Consider the following 13,498-nt stretch of genomic DNA (forward strand, 5'->3'; position numbering starts at 1 on the left):
CCTCGCCAGTTCGTCGATCAGGCCCTGCCGGACAGCTGATCTCCTCCCGGCTCGTTCCTCGCCAGTTCGTCGATCAGCCGAAGCGACCGGAGATGTAGTCCTCGGTCTGCTTGTTCGAGGGGTTGGTGAACATCTTCTCGGTGTCGTCCATCTCGATCAAATGGCCGGGCTTGCCGGTGCCGGCGATGTTGAAGAAGCCGGTACGGTCCGAGACGCGCGACGCCTGCTGCATGTTGTGCGTCACGATCACGATCGTGTACTCCTCCTTGAGCTCGTGGATCAGATCCTCGATCGCGAGCGTGGAGATGGGGTCGAGCGCCGAGCAGGGCTCGTCCATCAGGACGACCTCGGGCTTGACCGCGATGGTGCGGGCGATGCAGAGACGCTGCTGCTGACCGCCGGAGAGGCCCATGCCGGGCTTGTCCAGACGGTCCTTGACCTCGTTCCACAGGTTCGCGCCCTTGAGCGAGCTCTCGACCAGCTCGTCGGCCGCGGACTTGGAGATGCGGCGGTTGTTGAGCTTGACGCCGGCGAGCACGTTGTCGCGGATCGACATGGTCGGGAAGGGGTTGGCCTTCTGGAACACCATGCCGACGCGGCGGCGCACGTTCACCGGGTCCACGCCCTGGCCGTAGATGTCCTGGCCGTCGATCTGCACGGTGCCCTTCGCGTATGCGCCGGGGATGACCTCGTGCATACGGTTCAGGGTCCGCAGGAAGGTCGACTTGCCGCAGCCCGAGGGACCGATGAGCGCGGTGACCGAGCGGGGCAGGATCTGGACGTTGACGTCCTCCACGGCGAGGAAGTCGCCGTAGTAGATGTTGAGGTCCTCGACGGTGATGGGCTGGGGGGCTGCCATCGGAAGTCCTTTCGCGGGGGTCGTCAGCTCAGCGGCTGAGCTTCGGGGAGAAGTAGTGGCTGATGAGGCGGGCGACCAGGTTCAGGACCATGACGATCACGATCAGCGTGAGGGCCGCGGCCCAGGCGCGATCGATGTTGGTCGAGACCGAGCAGGCGTACTCCGCCCCGGAGACCGGGTTGGACACCGTCTCGCTCATGCAGTTGGCCCTGCCGGCACGGTACTGCTGGTTGATGAAGGTCGGCAGCGTGGCCATGCGGCCGTCGAACATGTTCCAGTTGACGGAGGTGACCATGCCGACCGTGAGCAGCAGCGGGGCCGTCTCGCCGATGACACGCGCGATCGCGAGGGTCACGCCGGTGGCGAGGCCCGCGATCGAGGTGCGCAGCACGACCCGCACGATGGTCAGCCACTTCGGCACGCCCAGGGCGTAGGCCGCCTCGCGCAGGTCCAGCGGGACCAGGCGCAGCATCTCCTCGCTCGAGCGGACCACGGTGGGGATCATCAGCAGCGACAGGGCGACCGAGCCCATGATGCCCATGCGCACGCTCTGGTCCGGCATGAACGCGATGAACAGCGCGAGACCGAAGAGACCGGCCACGATCGAGGGGATGCCGGTCATCACGTCGACCAGGAAGGTGACGCCCTTGGCGAGGGTCCTCTTCCACCCGGTGCTCGCGTACTCGACGAGGAAGATCGCGGTGAACAGGCCCACCGGGATCGAGATCAGGGAGGCCCAGAGGGTGATCAGCAGGGTGCCGACGGTCGCATGGACCACGCCGCCCGCATCCGCGCCGCCGATGACCCCGGACATGTCGCTGGTCCAGAAGGCGAGGGGGGTCGGCGCCGCCTTGAGCAGGCGCGAGCCGCCCTCGATGATCACCTGCCACAGCAGCGAGACCAGCGGGAACAGGGCGATCGCGAAGGCGCCGATCACCAGGAGGGTCATCACGCGGTCCGCGGCCCACCGACGCCCCTCGCGCACGCGCGAGTAGATGTAGGTGATCACCAGGTGCAGGACGTAGCCGAGCAGGATGACATTGACGAGGCCGAGCGCCTCGAAGACGGACAGCAGCACGACGGACACGACGATCGCGATCGCGCCGGTGAGCAGCAGGTGCCAGGCGGGGAGGTGGCGCTCGGAGGCGCGCGCCCCCGAGATCGGGGTCTTCGCAGTGGTGGTTGCAGTGCTCATGGCGTCATGCCTTCACAGTCGTGCGGGAGACGATCCAGCGGGCGAGGGCGTTGATCAGGAAGGTCAGCACGAACAGCACCAGACCCGTGTAGATCAGGTAGGCCATGTCCGGACCGGAGGCCTCGGCCTGCTTGCCCGCGATGTTGGAGGCGATCGTGTTGTGCTGGCCGACGACCAGGATGTGCCAGGAGTACGTCGCGCCGGGCGCGAGGATCATCAGCACGGCCATGGTCTCGCCGAGCGCGCGGCCGAGGCCGAGCATCGACGCGGCGACGACGCCCGAGCGCCCGAAGGGCAGCACGACCGTCTTGACGACCTCGAAACGGGTCGCGCCGAGGGCGAGCGCCGCCTCCTCCTGGAGCCGCGGCACCTGCAGGAAGACCTCACGGGACATCGCGGTGATGATCGGCAGGATCATCACCGCGAGGACCACGGAGGCCGAGGCCAGGTTGCGCATGGGGGCGGTGGGGTCCCCGGCGAACAGGGGGATGATCGCCTCGCCCGCGGGCACGAGGGGCACCCACGAGGGCCACACGAGGGTGGAGTTGAGGAAGACGTACAGCGGCTCGAGGCGGGGTACGAGCCAGAGACCGCCCCACAGGCCGTAGACCACGGAGGGGACCGCGGCCAGCAGGTCGATCGCGTAGCCGAGGCCCGCCGCCATGCGCCGCGGCGCGTAGTGCGAAATGAACAGGGCGATGCCGAGCGAGATCGGGATCGCGACCACGAGCGCGATGAGAGCCGCGAGGATCGTGCCGTAGACGAAGGGGCCGACCCCCGCGAGCAGTTCGAAGGACCGATCCTCCGAGCCGAAGAGGAAGCCGAGCTCCTTGCTGCGGCGGATCGCCGGCATCGACTCGCTCGTGAGGAAGATGGCGACCAGGGCGAGGGTGACGAAGATGAGGACACCCGAGCCGATGCTCAGGATGGAGAAGACGGAGTCACCGAGGCGACGACCGCTGCGCTTCATGGAGGAGGAAGCGGCGGGCGCCTGCGGAGTCTCCGGGGCGGCGTCAGTGCTGCTCACGTGGGGCCTTCCTCAGAACGTGCGGGGACGGGGAGGGGGACATGCCGATGCCGCCGGGCCAAGAAAGCTGACCCGGCGGCACGACGATGTGCGCTCGACGCAGGTGATCAGCCGACGGCGATCGCGTCGATGGCGGCCTGCGCCTCGGTGCGGAGCTCCTCGGAGAGGGGAGCCGAGCCCGCGTTCTCGAGACCGGTCTGCTGACCCTCCTCGGAGACGATGTAGGAAGCGTAGGCCTTCACGGCCTCGCCCTGGGCGGAGTCGGCGTAGGAACCGCACAGCGCCAGGTAGGAGACGAGGACGATCGGGTACACGCCGGCCTCGGTGGTGGTGCGGTCGAGCTCCACGACGATGTCGTTCTCCGCACGGCCCTCGGCGCGCGGGGAGACGTCGACGGCCTTCGCGGCGGCCTCGGGCGAGTACTCCACGAACTCCTCGCCGACCTGGATGGCGGCGGTGCCGAGGTTGCCGGCCTGCGAGGCGTCGGCGTAGCCGATGGTGCCGTTGCCGCCCTCGACGGTGGAGATCATGCCGGAGGTGCCGTCACCGGACTGGCCACCGTCGATCGGCCAGGTCTCGATCGGGCCGTGGGTCCACGCCTCGGGGGCGTTCGCCGAGAGGTACTCGGTGAAGTTCTCGGTGGTGCCCGAGTCGTCGGAGCGGTGGACCGGGACGACGGCGAGGTCGGGGAGGGCGACACCCTCGTTGAGCTCGGCGATCTTCGGGTCGTTCCAGGTGGTGATGGTGCCGGCGAAGATCTCACCGATGACCGCGGGGCTCAGGTTGAGGGAGTCGACGCCCTCGATGTTGAAGACGACCGCGATCGGGGAGATGTAGACGGGCAGGTCGAAGGCCTGCTCACCGTTGCACACCTCGACGGAGGCAGCGAGCTCCTCCTCGTCGAGGGCGGCGTCGGTGCCCGCGAACTGGACCTGGCCCGCGAGGAACTGCTCACGCCCGGTGCCGGACCCGGTGGGGTCGTAGGTGATGGTGAGGTCGGAGCCCTCGGCGCCGGCGAGGCCCATGAAGGTCTCGGTCCACGCGGTCTGGGCGTTCTGCTGCGAGGAGGCGCCCGAGCCGGCGAGGTTGCCGGTCAGCTCGGCGTAGCCGCCGGCACCCGCCGCGCCGCCGCCATTGTCGGAGGAACCGGAGCCGCCATCGGTGGTCTCCGAGCCGCCGCCGCACGCGGTGAGGGCGAGTCCGCCGACGAGGCCGAGGGCGGCGAGGGAGACGAGCTTGTTCTTGCGAACGGTCACTGCGAGTCCTTTCGGGGCCGGGGCGGCCCGGGAATGGCGTCTGAAGTCTGACGTCAGGGACGCTAAGGAGCGCAGGTGTCCGCACGACCCTTCCCGTGTGAACAGCAGGTGAACAGCCCCTCCGGACACATGAACCTACAGGTCAGCGAGAGATAGGTATGGGTCACACTTCTGGTCACGAAGCAGTAACGGGTCCTCGGACCGGAGTCGGCGCGGCGGCCCTCAGGACGACTCGGAGACGGCGACGAGCCCGACGATGAACACGAAGTAGAGCACGAGGCCGATCAGGGTCAGCAGGCCGAGGATGTTGATCACCAGGCCCGCGATCGCGAGGCCCCGGCCGCCCTTGGGGGGCATGGCCTGCGGCGAGGTGTCCCTCATCCCCATGATGGAGAGGACCAGGCCCACCGGCGACAGGACACCGGCGCACGCCAGGTACCCGACGAGGCCGACCACGAAGCCGGCGATCGCCGTCCCGGAGCTCGGCGGCGACGGCGCATACGGTCCCGGGTGCGCGACGTATGCGGGGCCCTGCCCGAACTCGGGCGCGAAGCCGACGGGTGCCGCGAGCGGGTCGGCGTTCGTCGCGTACGGATCCGTGGACGGTCCGTACGGATCGCTGCCGACAGCATAGGGGTCCCGGCCCCCGGCGTACGGGCCCCCGCCCGATGCCGAGGACTCCCCCGCGGCGTACGCGTCCTGCCCGCTGGCGTACGGGTCCTGCCCGCCGTAACCTCCCTGGCCTCCGCCCGACCAGTTGTCCGATGCGTTCATCTCGTTCCCCCTTCACCCGTCATGGGTCATCCGCCGATGTTCGGCAGGTGTCGTTCGATCGCGACCACTCTGCCAGAGCCCGTGGTGTGCAGCAGCAGTGCCTCACCCGCGGCGAGGAAGGGGTCCTCGCGCGGCAGTTCGAGCGCGGCCCCCGGATCCGCGACCTCGCGGATCACCTCGATCACCGTCGGCAGCACCGGGCGGTGCGTGCACACGACGGTGCCGCGCGCCTCCTGCAGCACGCGATGGATCACCGCGGCCGTGCGGGCGGGCTGGCGCCGGTTCCCGTCCTCGCTGAGCTGCTCCTTGGTGCGCACGCGCAGCCCCTCGAGCGAGGCGAGCGGGGTCACGGTCGCCAGGCAACGCTCCCACGGGCTGCTGAGCACGCTCGCCGGGTCGAAGGCATCGATCAGGGTCGGCAGCGCCTTCGCCTGCTTCTTCCCCTTGCTGTTGAGGGGCCTGCTGGCCTCACCCTTGCGCCACTTCGCCCGGGAGACCGCCGCGCCGTGCCGCTGGATGATGATCGGCACCGTGTCCAGCTCGTCGGCGTCGAGGAAGCGCCACAGAGCCGCGAGGGCGACCTGGTCCCCCTGCCGCGTGACCAGTCGCTCCGCCTCGTCGAGGGAGGTCCAGCGCACCTCGTCGATCTCGCCGCGGTTCTTCGGCCCCGGGGCGATCTGCGCGCGGACGGTCCCGATCCAGAACTGGACGATCTTGGTGCGGCCGTCCGGCAGCAGGTAGACCGAGGCGGGCAGCGGGCGGTGCAGCCGCACCCGGAAGCCCGTCTCCTCGGCCACCTCGCGCACGGCGGCGGCGGGGAAGGTCTCCCCCGGGTCCAGCTTGCCCTTGGGCACGGACCAGTCGTCGTAGCGGGGGCGGTGCACGAGCATCACCTCGAGACCGTCGGCGCCCTCGCGCCAGGTGAGGGCGCCGGCGGCGAGGACGGGCTGCGGCATGCCGGGGGCGACGCGCATGATCAGGCCCCGCCCGTCCCCGCGGATCCCGGCGCCTCGGCCTGGGCGCGCAATTGCACGTCCCGGCCCGCGACCGTGAAGCCCCAGCGCTCGTAGAGGGAGAGGGCAGCGGTGTTGTCCGCCTCCACGTAGAGCTCGACCCCGCCGGCCCCCGTCGTCGCGAGGCGCGCGAGCGAGGCGCCCAGCAGGTGCCCGGCGACCCCGTGGCCCTGGACCGACGGGTCGGTGCCGACGACGTAAATCTCGGCGTCGGCCCCCGGGGAGCGGTCCTCGCGCTTGACCCAGACGAAGCCGACCAGCCGGCCGTCCTGGCGGGCGACCAGCAGGTCCTCGGCGTCGAACCACGGCTCGGCGAGGCGGAGCCGGAGGTCCTCGAGGGTCATCGCGCCCTGCTCGGGGTGCGCGGCGAAGGCGGCGGCGTTCACCCGCACCCAGTCCTCGGCGTCGCGCTGTGCGTCGAAGGGCCCGAGCTGCAGACCGGGCAGGTCCGAGGGGCGCAGTGCGGGGAGCGGCGCGGCCTCGCTGAGGGGGCGGTGCAGGGTCAGCAGGCGTCGGGTCTCGACCAGGCCTTCCGCGGCGAGGAGGGCGAGGGCTCCGTCGAGGGCGCCGTGCGCCCACACCCCGGCGTCGGGCCGTGCGGCGAGCGCGGCGCGCAGCAGCGCCGTGCCGTGCCCCGCACGGCGGTGCGCGGGGTCGACCATCCCCTGGACGGTACCGTCGGGCAGCAGGTTCGCGTATCCGATCATGGCGGGGGCGCGGCCCGTGCCGTCCACCGGATCCGTCGCGTCGGCGGTCAGCAGCAGGTGCTGGGCAGAGTCCCCGGCGAGGGAGAGGCGTGCGGCCTCGTCGAGCGGGGCGACGCCGTCGTGCGCGGTGGTCCGCGAGAGCAGATCCTCGACCGTCGTTCGCACCGCGGGGGCGAGGACGGTCGACGTGATCATGGGGACCTTCCGGACGAGGATGCGGGGAGGGTGCGCACCGCTCACGGCGGTCGCTCGTAGACTGCCACTGTAGCGCCCGCCCGGACCCGTCCGCGGCACGGGACTGACCATCGGAATCGACCGCGAGGGAGGCCTCATGTCCGCTCCCGAGCGAGCCCCTCTCGGTGCCGCGCTCGCCCTGCTGGTGGCGCTGGTCTCGCTGACCGGTCCGATCTCGCCGATGCTCATGGCGGGGACCGCGGCGCTGCTCGGGGTGCTGATCGGACTCTCCTGGTCGGAGCTGCTCGAGCTCCCCTCCCGCGCCGGGACCCGCACGGTGATCATCCTCGTGGGCCTCGCCGCCTCCCTCGTCACGGCCTTCGGGGGCGAGAGGGTCGATCCCGTCGGCGGGGTGCTCATGGTCTCCGCCCTGGGAGTGCTCGCCGCCTTCCTCCACCAGATGCTGCGGCGCGACCGCCGCGACCTGACCGCCTCGCTGACCGGAACGGTGGCCGGCGCGTTCGTCTCCGGGCTCGCGGCGACATGGGTCCTCGCCCAGCAGCAGGCCGAGACCGGCGGGCCCACCGGCGTGGTGACGGCGGTGGCCACGGGCCTCGCGGCGACCCTGCTGCTGAACGCCACGATGCTCCCCTCGACGCTGCGGTTCCTGCTCTCGGGGGCGGCCGGCGCCGCGCTGACCGCCGCGATCGCGGTCTCCCTGGCGGCGGTGTCGCTGCCCGCGGCCATTGCACTCGGCGTGGTCAGCGCCGTCGGCTCCTCGAGCGCCCACCTGCTCGTCGGCTCCTCGCTCGTGGCCCGGGAGCCGGTGCCCTCGATCGCCGTGGCGGCGGTGCCCGTGGCGACCGTGGGCGTGCTCGCGCACCTCGCGGTGGTCCTCGTCTCCTGAGGCCGCGGGGCCGCAGTTCCCCGGTAGACTCGCGGGCATGTCCGCGCTCAGCCTGTTCTTCATCGCGCTCGTGGTCCTCGTGGGCCTCGGCACCCTCGCCTTCACGATCCTGGTGCTGCTCCGTCTCTTCTCCCGCTGAGCGGCACCATGCCAATCGAGCTGGATCCCAGTCTCCCCCCGTCGCTCTACCCCCTGGCCTGGCTGGTCGGGTCGTGGTCGGGCTCGGGCGCGGTCCATCGTGCGGGGGACGCCGACGTCCCCGACCGACGGATCGAGCAGACCCTCACCACCACCGCCCGTCCGGACGGCACCCTCGCCTGGCGCTCGGTGATCCACGAGCTGGACGACTCCGCCCCGCTGCCCCCCACGAGCGCCTTCGCCGCCGCGCAGCCCGTCGCCGCCGAGGCCTCGCGCCGACTGCTGCTGCGCGAGGACGGCGTGTGGACCGTCGGCGATCCGCTGCCGGGACAGGACCTCGCCGCGGCGCGCGCCGCCCGCCCCGGCGACCCCGCCGGTTTCCTCTCTCACGCCCTGACCGCGCACATCACGCGCCGGGACGGGGAGACCGGGCAGGAGGACTCCGAGACCTGGCGCGGCGAGGTCCGCGGACCGCGCGTACAGCTCGCCCTCGGCCAGAGCGCGGCCGACGGTCGTCCGCTGGTCACGGACACCCGCATGTTCGGCTACATCGCCGGACGGATGATGTGGCTGTGGGAGCGGCGCCTCCCTGCCACCGCCACGGATCCCCACCCGGATCTCGCCCCCTTCGTCTCCCTGGAGCTGCATCGTGCCTGAGCCCGTCGCGGCCCATCGACCGCTGTTCGTCACCGGGGCGGTGCTCGGCGAGGGCCCCGACGCCGCGGTGCCCGTGCACTACGGCGCCCCGCTGCGCGAGCAGCGCCGACTCCTGGACCGGCGCGCGGTCGTCGACCTCTGCCAGCTCGAGCTGCTCGAGGTGCGCGGCGCGGACGCCCGCACCTGGATGACCACCATCACCAGCCAGGTCCTCGCCGGCACCCCCGTCGGCTCCTCGGCGAGCCTTGCCGTGCTCTCCCCGCAGGGTCGCGTCGAGCATCTCGCCTCCTCGGTCGTCCTCGAGGAGACGGCGCTGCTGCTGATCCTCGACGCGGGAGCGCGAGCCGACCTGCGGCGCTACCTCGAGATGATGCGCTTCGCCGCCCGCGTCGAGCTGATCGACCGCGACGACCTGCGGGTTCTCGGCGCTCTCGCGCCCGCGGCCGAGGTGCTCCCCGGTCTCGACCTGCCCGATCCGGTGGCCGTCTGGGCCGAGCCCTGGCCGCAGGTCGCCCCCGGCGGTGTCGCCTACGGGCCGGATCCGGAGGATCCCGTCGGCGCCGTCCTCACCGTGCTCGACGCGGCGGCCCTCCGCAGCCTCCCCTGGGCCGAGGAGCATCTGGCCGGCATGTCCTCCTGGGAGGCGCTGCGGATCGCCGACCATCGGGCCCGCGCCGCCCGCGAGATCGACGAGCGCACCATCCCGCACGAGCTCGACCTGCTGCGCACCACGGTGCACACGGCGAAGGGCTGCTACCGGGGCCAGGAGACGGTCGCGAAGGTGCTCAACCTCGGCCAGCCGCCGCGCCGGCTGGTCATGCTGCACCTCGACGGCTCGCAGGACCTCCCGGTCGGGGTGGGCGGCGAGGTGCGCCTCGGAGGGGCCGACGGGAAGGCCGTCGGCACCGTCACCTCCTCCGCGCTGCACGCCGATCTGGGACCGATCGCCCTCGCCGTGGTGCGCCGCGCGGTGCCGCTCGACGCCCCGCTGAGCGTGGGGGTCGCGGTCGCCGACTCATCCGGCGAGGATCGCGTGACCTGGGTGGACGCCGCGCAGGAGCCGATCGTCGTGGCCCGCGACCACGGCGAGCGCCCCGCGACCGCGAAGCTCTGAGCCCGAGCCGGCGCCCGCGCCCGCGACGCCGGACCGGCCTGCGCGGCACCTTCACGCACCTCCCACGCCGTCTCCCGGACGGTGCGCCCGCCCACCTGGAACAATGGACGCCATGAGCGCGCAGGACGATCAGGCCGAGTGGATCCGGCACCGCCGCGAGGTGGTCGAGGCCAAGGAGCAGGCCCTGCGCGCTGCCCGCCAGGACGAGCACGAGCGGGCCACCGCGCTCATCCGGGAGGCGGTCGCCGGGTACGCCGCCGCCGGGATCGACCCGATCCCGCTGCGGGCACGGCCGTTCACAGGGACCGGCACGCTGCGCACCTCGCTGCAGGGCTGGTATCTCAAGCAGGACCGGTCCCTCGCCGTGGATGCCGCGGGCAACTATTACGTGATGCGGGTCGAGGGCGGGCTGCTGGCCCGGCTGCGCGGCGCGGACCCGGAGCCCTCCCCCGCCCCGCTTGTCGTCGGACGCGGTGCGCGTGATGGCGACACCTTCGAGCTCACCGAGCTGCTGCGCCTGCGGCGAGAGGACCCCGTCCGCCCATGAGCCCCCTCTCCTCCCCCGCGCCCTGGCCCGAGCGGGCCCGCGGTGCGATCACCGGCTGGTTCACCACCGGCTTCTCCCGCGGGCGGTCCGACGCCCTGACCGTCGCCCGCGCCGCCCTCGCCGCGTCCCTCGCCTATCTCGTCTCGGGATTCCTGTGGAACCACGAGCATCCCTTCTTCTCCTCGATCGTCGCCTTCATCATCATCGGCTTCGGCATCGAGAAGAAGATGCGCAAGGTCGTCGAGCTGGCGTCGGGCGTCATGCTCGGCGTGCTCCTCGGCGAGCTGGCCCGCTCCCTGCTCGGCTCCGGCACCTGGCAGATCTTCGTGGTGGTGCTGGTCGCCGGGCTGCTGGCCCGCTTCATCGACAAGTCCTCCCTGTTCGGCTTCCAGACCGCTATCCAGTCGCTGCTGGTGATGATCATGCCGGTCACCCCGGGGATGACCCCGGGCGGACGGGTGCTCGACGCCCTCACCGGCGTGACCGTCGCGATCATCGTGCACCTGCTGCTGTCGGGGAACCCGCTGCGCCTGCAGGCCCGCGCCGCCTGCTCCTTCTTCGGCGAGCTCGACGAGACGATGGTGGCCCTCGCCCTCGCCGCCCGCAGCGGCGATCACGGCGTCGCGCGGGCGGCCCTCGTGAGCCTGCGCTCGAGCTCGCAGAAGTACACCGACGAGTGGACCCTGGCCAACGACGTCGCCAACGAGATGGCGACCTTCTCCCCCACCGGTGTGCGGCACGCCCACCAGGTCGAGCGGCTGCAGCACCTCCTGATCGGCTCGGACCGGGCGATGCGGAACATGCGCGTCATCGCCCGCCGCGAGGTCGAGTTCCTCGAGGCGGTCCACGGCGATGCCCACTCGCGGCTCGCCGACGCGCTGCTCGCCGCGCGGGACGCGGTCGGTGCCCTGCAGGAGGCCGTGCAGCGCGACGAGGTCGACTTCACCGAGGCGCGGCGTCGGCTTCGGCTGTTCTGCTCCTATCTCACCCCCGAGATGCTGCTGCAGAACGACGAGGGAACCCGGCCCGGGCGGGCCGGGCACTTCGAGGGCGTGACCCTCACCATCCAGCTGCGCTCCCTCGCGATCGACCTGCTGCAGTCGACCGGGCTGAGCGCCGTCGAGGCCAAGAGGTTCCTGCCCAGCCTGGTGGTCGCGGCCGACGGCGAGGCGATCGGGCCGCGCCCCCTCACCCGCGAGATGCGCGCGCTCGAGCCGCCCGCCACCACCGAGGCGCTCGAGCTGCTGATCACCGACCGCTCGGACCCGGATCGCACTCGCTGAGGCGTCCCTCCCCACCCGGACCCGAGGCGGTCCGCCCTCGAAGGACCTTCAGCACGCGACCGTATCCTGAGGCGATGATCGCCCTCATCCAGATGTGGATCCTCGCCGTGCTCGCCCTCGCCCTGCTCGTCGTCGAGGTGTGGGCCTTCGTGAACGCCCTGCGCTTCCGCCCCGACGCGTACACCGCGGCGGACAAGCGCTCGAAGGTGTTCTGGTGCGTGCTGACCGGGGTCGCGATGCTGCTCGGCTTCCTGTCGCTCCCCTACCCGATCGGCAACGGGGGCGCCTCGATGCTCTTCATGCTCATCGGCATCGTCATCTCCGGGGTCTTCCTCGCCGACGTGCTGCCCGCGCTGCGCCGCGTGATGGGTCGCGCCCAGGGGCCGCGCCGCCGCTGGTGAGCACGGCCGACGGACAGCACGAGGCCCCCGGAGCAGTGCTCCGGGGGCCTCGGTGATCTGAGCTCAGCTCAGGGGGCGTCGATCAGGCGTGTCCGACTGCCTGATCTCCTGCCGTTCGCCCTGCGCCGCCGACTCGTACCTCGCCGACAACTGCGGGCTCACAGCTCGTCGATCAGGCGTGTCCGACAGCCTGATCTCCTGCCGTTCGCCCTGCGCCGCCGACTCGTACCTCGCCGACGACTGCGGGCTCACAGCTCGTCGATCAGGCGTGGGTGCCCGCCGAGCGGAGGTTCTCGCAGGCCTCGACGATGCGGGCGGCCATGCCGGCCTCGGCCTTCTTGCCCCAGGCGCGGGGGTCGTAGGCCTTCTTGTTGCCGACCTCGCCGTCGACCTTCAGCACACCGTCGTAGTTCTCGAACATGTGCGAGACGACGGGGCGGGTGAAGGAGTACTGGGTGTCGGTGTCGATGTTCATCTTGATGACGCCGTTGTCGACCGCGGTCCGGATCTCCTCGAGGGTCGAGCCGGAGCCGCCGTGCATCACCAGGTCGAAGGGCATCTCCTTGCCGTACTTCTCGCCCACGGCCTTCTGGATGTCCAGCAGGATCGAGGGGGTGAGCTTCACGTTGCCGGGCTTGTACACGCCGTGCACGTTGCCGAAGGTGAGCGCGGTCAGGTAGCGGCCGTTCTCGCCGAGGCCCAGGGCGGCGGCGGTCTTCAGGCCGTCCTCCGGGGTGGAGAAGAGCTTGGACTCGTCGACGTCCGCGGAGACGCCGTCCTCCTCGCCGCCCACGACACCGACCTCGATCTCGAGGATCTTCTTGGCGGCGGTGGTCTTGGCGAGCAGCTTCTCGGCGATCTCGAGGTTCTCGTCGACCGGCACGGCCGAGCCGTCCCACATGTGCGACTGGAACAGCGGGTCCAGGCCCTTGCTCACGCGGTTCTCGAGGTCCCACTCGATGAGGGGCTCGACCCAGGTGGGCAGGACCTCCTTGGCGCAGTGGTCGGTGTGCAGCGCGACGTTGATCGGGTAGTTCTTGGCGACCGCGTGCACGTACTCGGCGAGCGCGATGGAGCCGGCGACGCGGTCCTTGATGGTCGAGCCGGAGAGGTACTCGGCGCCGCCGAAGGACACCTGGATGATGCCGTCGGAGTTCGCCTCGGCGAAGCCCTGCAGCGCGGCGGTGGCGGTCTGGGAGCTCGAGACGTTCACGGCCGGGTAGGCGAACTTGCCCGCCTTGGCGCGGTCGATCATCTCTGCGTACTGATCCGGGGTGGCGACTGCCATGGGGTTCTCCTTCGTCGATGGGAGTCCGTGACGACCTCCGGGCGCCACGGGGCGCGGGTCGTCCGATCGGGCTCATTGTTCCACAGCGCGCCTGACCCTCCCCGGGCCGAGGTCCCGCATGGACACTCGCCCCTCGTGCTGCGCCGGCGTCCTCTCCG

The 13,498-nt window shown here is 71.4% G+C and carries 14 protein-coding genes; 6 read left to right on the forward strand and 8 right to left on the reverse strand.

All coding sequences use genetic code 11. The annotated features are described in order from the left end of the window. Positions 1 to 73: 73 nt before the first annotated feature. The 7 genes from pstB to mshD form a co-directional block, all read right to left on the reverse strand. Positions 74 to 859: a phosphate ABC transporter ATP-binding protein PstB gene (gene pstB, locus ACZCAH_RS10965; RefSeq protein WP_464341112.1), complete on the reverse strand. Its 786-nt coding sequence runs from the start codon at positions 857 to 859 to the stop codon at positions 74 to 76. A gap of 28 nt (positions 860 to 887) precedes the next feature. After that, the gene (pstA, locus tag ACZCAH_RS10970) at positions 888 to 2,054 is read right to left on the reverse strand and encodes a phosphate ABC transporter permease PstA (protein WP_329748861.1); all 1,167 of its coding nucleotides are present in this window, start codon (positions 2,052 to 2,054) and stop codon (positions 888 to 890) included. Positions 2,055 to 2,058: 4 nt separating this feature from the next. Continuing rightward, on the reverse strand, positions 2,059 to 3,081 hold the full coding sequence (gene pstC, locus ACZCAH_RS10975; RefSeq protein WP_329746457.1) for a phosphate ABC transporter permease subunit PstC: 1,023 nt from the start codon (positions 3,079 to 3,081) through the stop codon (positions 2,059 to 2,061). A gap of 107 nt (positions 3,082 to 3,188) precedes the next feature. Further along, a complete protein-coding gene (pstS, locus tag ACZCAH_RS10980; RefSeq protein ID WP_464341113.1) occupies positions 3,189 to 4,337 on the reverse strand; it encodes a phosphate ABC transporter substrate-binding protein PstS in 1,149 nt (382 codons plus the stop codon). A gap of 222 nt (positions 4,338 to 4,559) precedes the next feature. Further along, positions 4,560 to 5,111, reverse strand: a complete 552-nt coding sequence (locus ACZCAH_RS10985; protein ID WP_464341114.1) for a DUF4190 domain-containing protein — start codon at positions 5,109 to 5,111, stop codon at positions 4,560 to 4,562. A 26-nt stretch (positions 5,112 to 5,137) separates the two neighbouring features. After that, positions 5,138 to 6,085, reverse strand: a complete 948-nt coding sequence (locus ACZCAH_RS10990) for an NUDIX hydrolase (RefSeq protein ID WP_464341115.1) — start codon at positions 6,083 to 6,085, stop codon at positions 5,138 to 5,140. Positions 6,086 to 6,087: 2 nt separating this feature from the next. Beyond that, a complete protein-coding gene (mshD, locus tag ACZCAH_RS10995) occupies positions 6,088 to 7,026 on the reverse strand; it encodes a mycothiol synthase (RefSeq protein WP_464341116.1) in 939 nt (312 codons plus the stop codon). A gap of 136 nt (positions 7,027 to 7,162) precedes the next feature. On the opposite strand from mshD, the gene ACZCAH_RS11000 reads away from it, so the two are divergent. From ACZCAH_RS11000 to ACZCAH_RS11025, 6 genes are all read left to right on the forward strand, one after another. Continuing rightward, positions 7,163 to 7,912, forward strand: a complete 750-nt coding sequence (locus ACZCAH_RS11000) for a hypothetical protein (RefSeq protein WP_464341117.1) — start codon at positions 7,163 to 7,165, stop codon at positions 7,910 to 7,912. A gap of 147 nt (positions 7,913 to 8,059) precedes the next feature. Continuing rightward, a complete protein-coding gene (locus ACZCAH_RS11005; RefSeq protein WP_464341118.1) occupies positions 8,060 to 8,707 on the forward strand; it encodes a heme-binding beta-barrel domain-containing protein in 648 nt (215 codons plus the stop codon). After that, positions 8,700 to 9,821 carry a CAF17-like 4Fe-4S cluster assembly/insertion protein YgfZ gene (gene ygfZ / locus ACZCAH_RS11010; protein WP_464341119.1) on the forward strand — a complete coding sequence of 374 codons (1,122 nt, stop codon included), beginning with the start codon at positions 8,700 to 8,702 and terminating at the stop codon, positions 9,819 to 9,821. Before ACZCAH_RS11005 ends, ygfZ begins: the two co-directional genes overlap by 8 nt. A gap of 112 nt (positions 9,822 to 9,933) precedes the next feature. Next, a complete protein-coding gene (locus ACZCAH_RS11015) occupies positions 9,934 to 10,368 on the forward strand; it encodes a hypothetical protein (protein ID WP_464341120.1) in 435 nt (144 codons plus the stop codon). Beyond that, entirely contained in the window at positions 10,365 to 11,651 is a 1,287-nt protein-coding gene (locus tag ACZCAH_RS11020; RefSeq protein WP_464341121.1) for an FUSC family protein, read from the forward strand. The genes ACZCAH_RS11015 and ACZCAH_RS11020 overlap by 4 nt, the downstream gene beginning before the upstream one ends. A gap of 74 nt (positions 11,652 to 11,725) precedes the next feature. After that, on the forward strand, positions 11,726 to 12,052 hold the full coding sequence (locus ACZCAH_RS11025) for a DUF2516 family protein (protein ID WP_464341122.1): 327 nt from the start codon (positions 11,726 to 11,728) through the stop codon (positions 12,050 to 12,052). 262 nt (positions 12,053 to 12,314) lie between these two features. Here the strand turns inward: ACZCAH_RS11025 and fbaA are convergent, their stop codons facing one another. Further along, positions 12,315 to 13,340 (reverse strand): class II fructose-bisphosphate aldolase, encoded by a 1,026-nt coding sequence (gene fbaA, locus ACZCAH_RS11030; protein WP_464341123.1) that lies wholly within the window; start codon positions 13,338 to 13,340, stop codon positions 12,315 to 12,317. Between the last annotated feature and the right edge of the window lie 158 nt (positions 13,341 to 13,498).

The organism is Brachybacterium sp. B718/18, assembly GCF_055454375.1.

Excerpts from the sequence above, each read along its gene's own strand:
- ACZCAH_RS11005 (WP_464341118.1), top strand. The coding sequence starts at position 8,060 with ATGCCAATCGAGCTGGATCCCAGTCTCCCCCCGTCGCTCTACCCCCTG.
- ACZCAH_RS10985 (WP_464341114.1), bottom strand. The coding sequence starts at position 5,111 with ATGAACGCATCGGACAACTGGTCGGGCGGAGGCCAGGGAGGTTACGGC.
- mshD (WP_464341116.1), bottom strand. The coding sequence starts at position 7,026 with ATGATCACGTCGACCGTCCTCGCCCCCGCGGTGCGAACGACGGTCGAG.
- pstA (WP_329748861.1), bottom strand. The coding sequence starts at position 2,054 with ATGAGCACTGCAACCACCACTGCGAAGACCCCGATCTCGGGGGCGCGC.
- ACZCAH_RS11015 (WP_464341120.1), top strand. The coding sequence starts at position 9,934 with ATGAGCGCGCAGGACGATCAGGCCGAGTGGATCCGGCACCGCCGCGAG.
- ACZCAH_RS11000 (WP_464341117.1), top strand. The coding sequence starts at position 7,163 with ATGTCCGCTCCCGAGCGAGCCCCTCTCGGTGCCGCGCTCGCCCTGCTG.
- ACZCAH_RS11020 (WP_464341121.1), top strand. The coding sequence starts at position 10,365 with ATGAGCCCCCTCTCCTCCCCCGCGCCCTGGCCCGAGCGGGCCCGCGGT.
- ACZCAH_RS11025 (WP_464341122.1), top strand. The coding sequence starts at position 11,726 with ATGATCGCCCTCATCCAGATGTGGATCCTCGCCGTGCTCGCCCTCGCC.
- pstB (WP_464341112.1), bottom strand. The coding sequence starts at position 859 with ATGGCAGCCCCCCAGCCCATCACCGTCGAGGACCTCAACATCTACTAC.
- ACZCAH_RS10990 (WP_464341115.1), bottom strand. The coding sequence starts at position 6,085 with ATGCGCGTCGCCCCCGGCATGCCGCAGCCCGTCCTCGCCGCCGGCGCC.
- fbaA (WP_464341123.1), bottom strand. The coding sequence starts at position 13,340 with ATGGCAGTCGCCACCCCGGATCAGTACGCAGAGATGATCGACCGCGCC.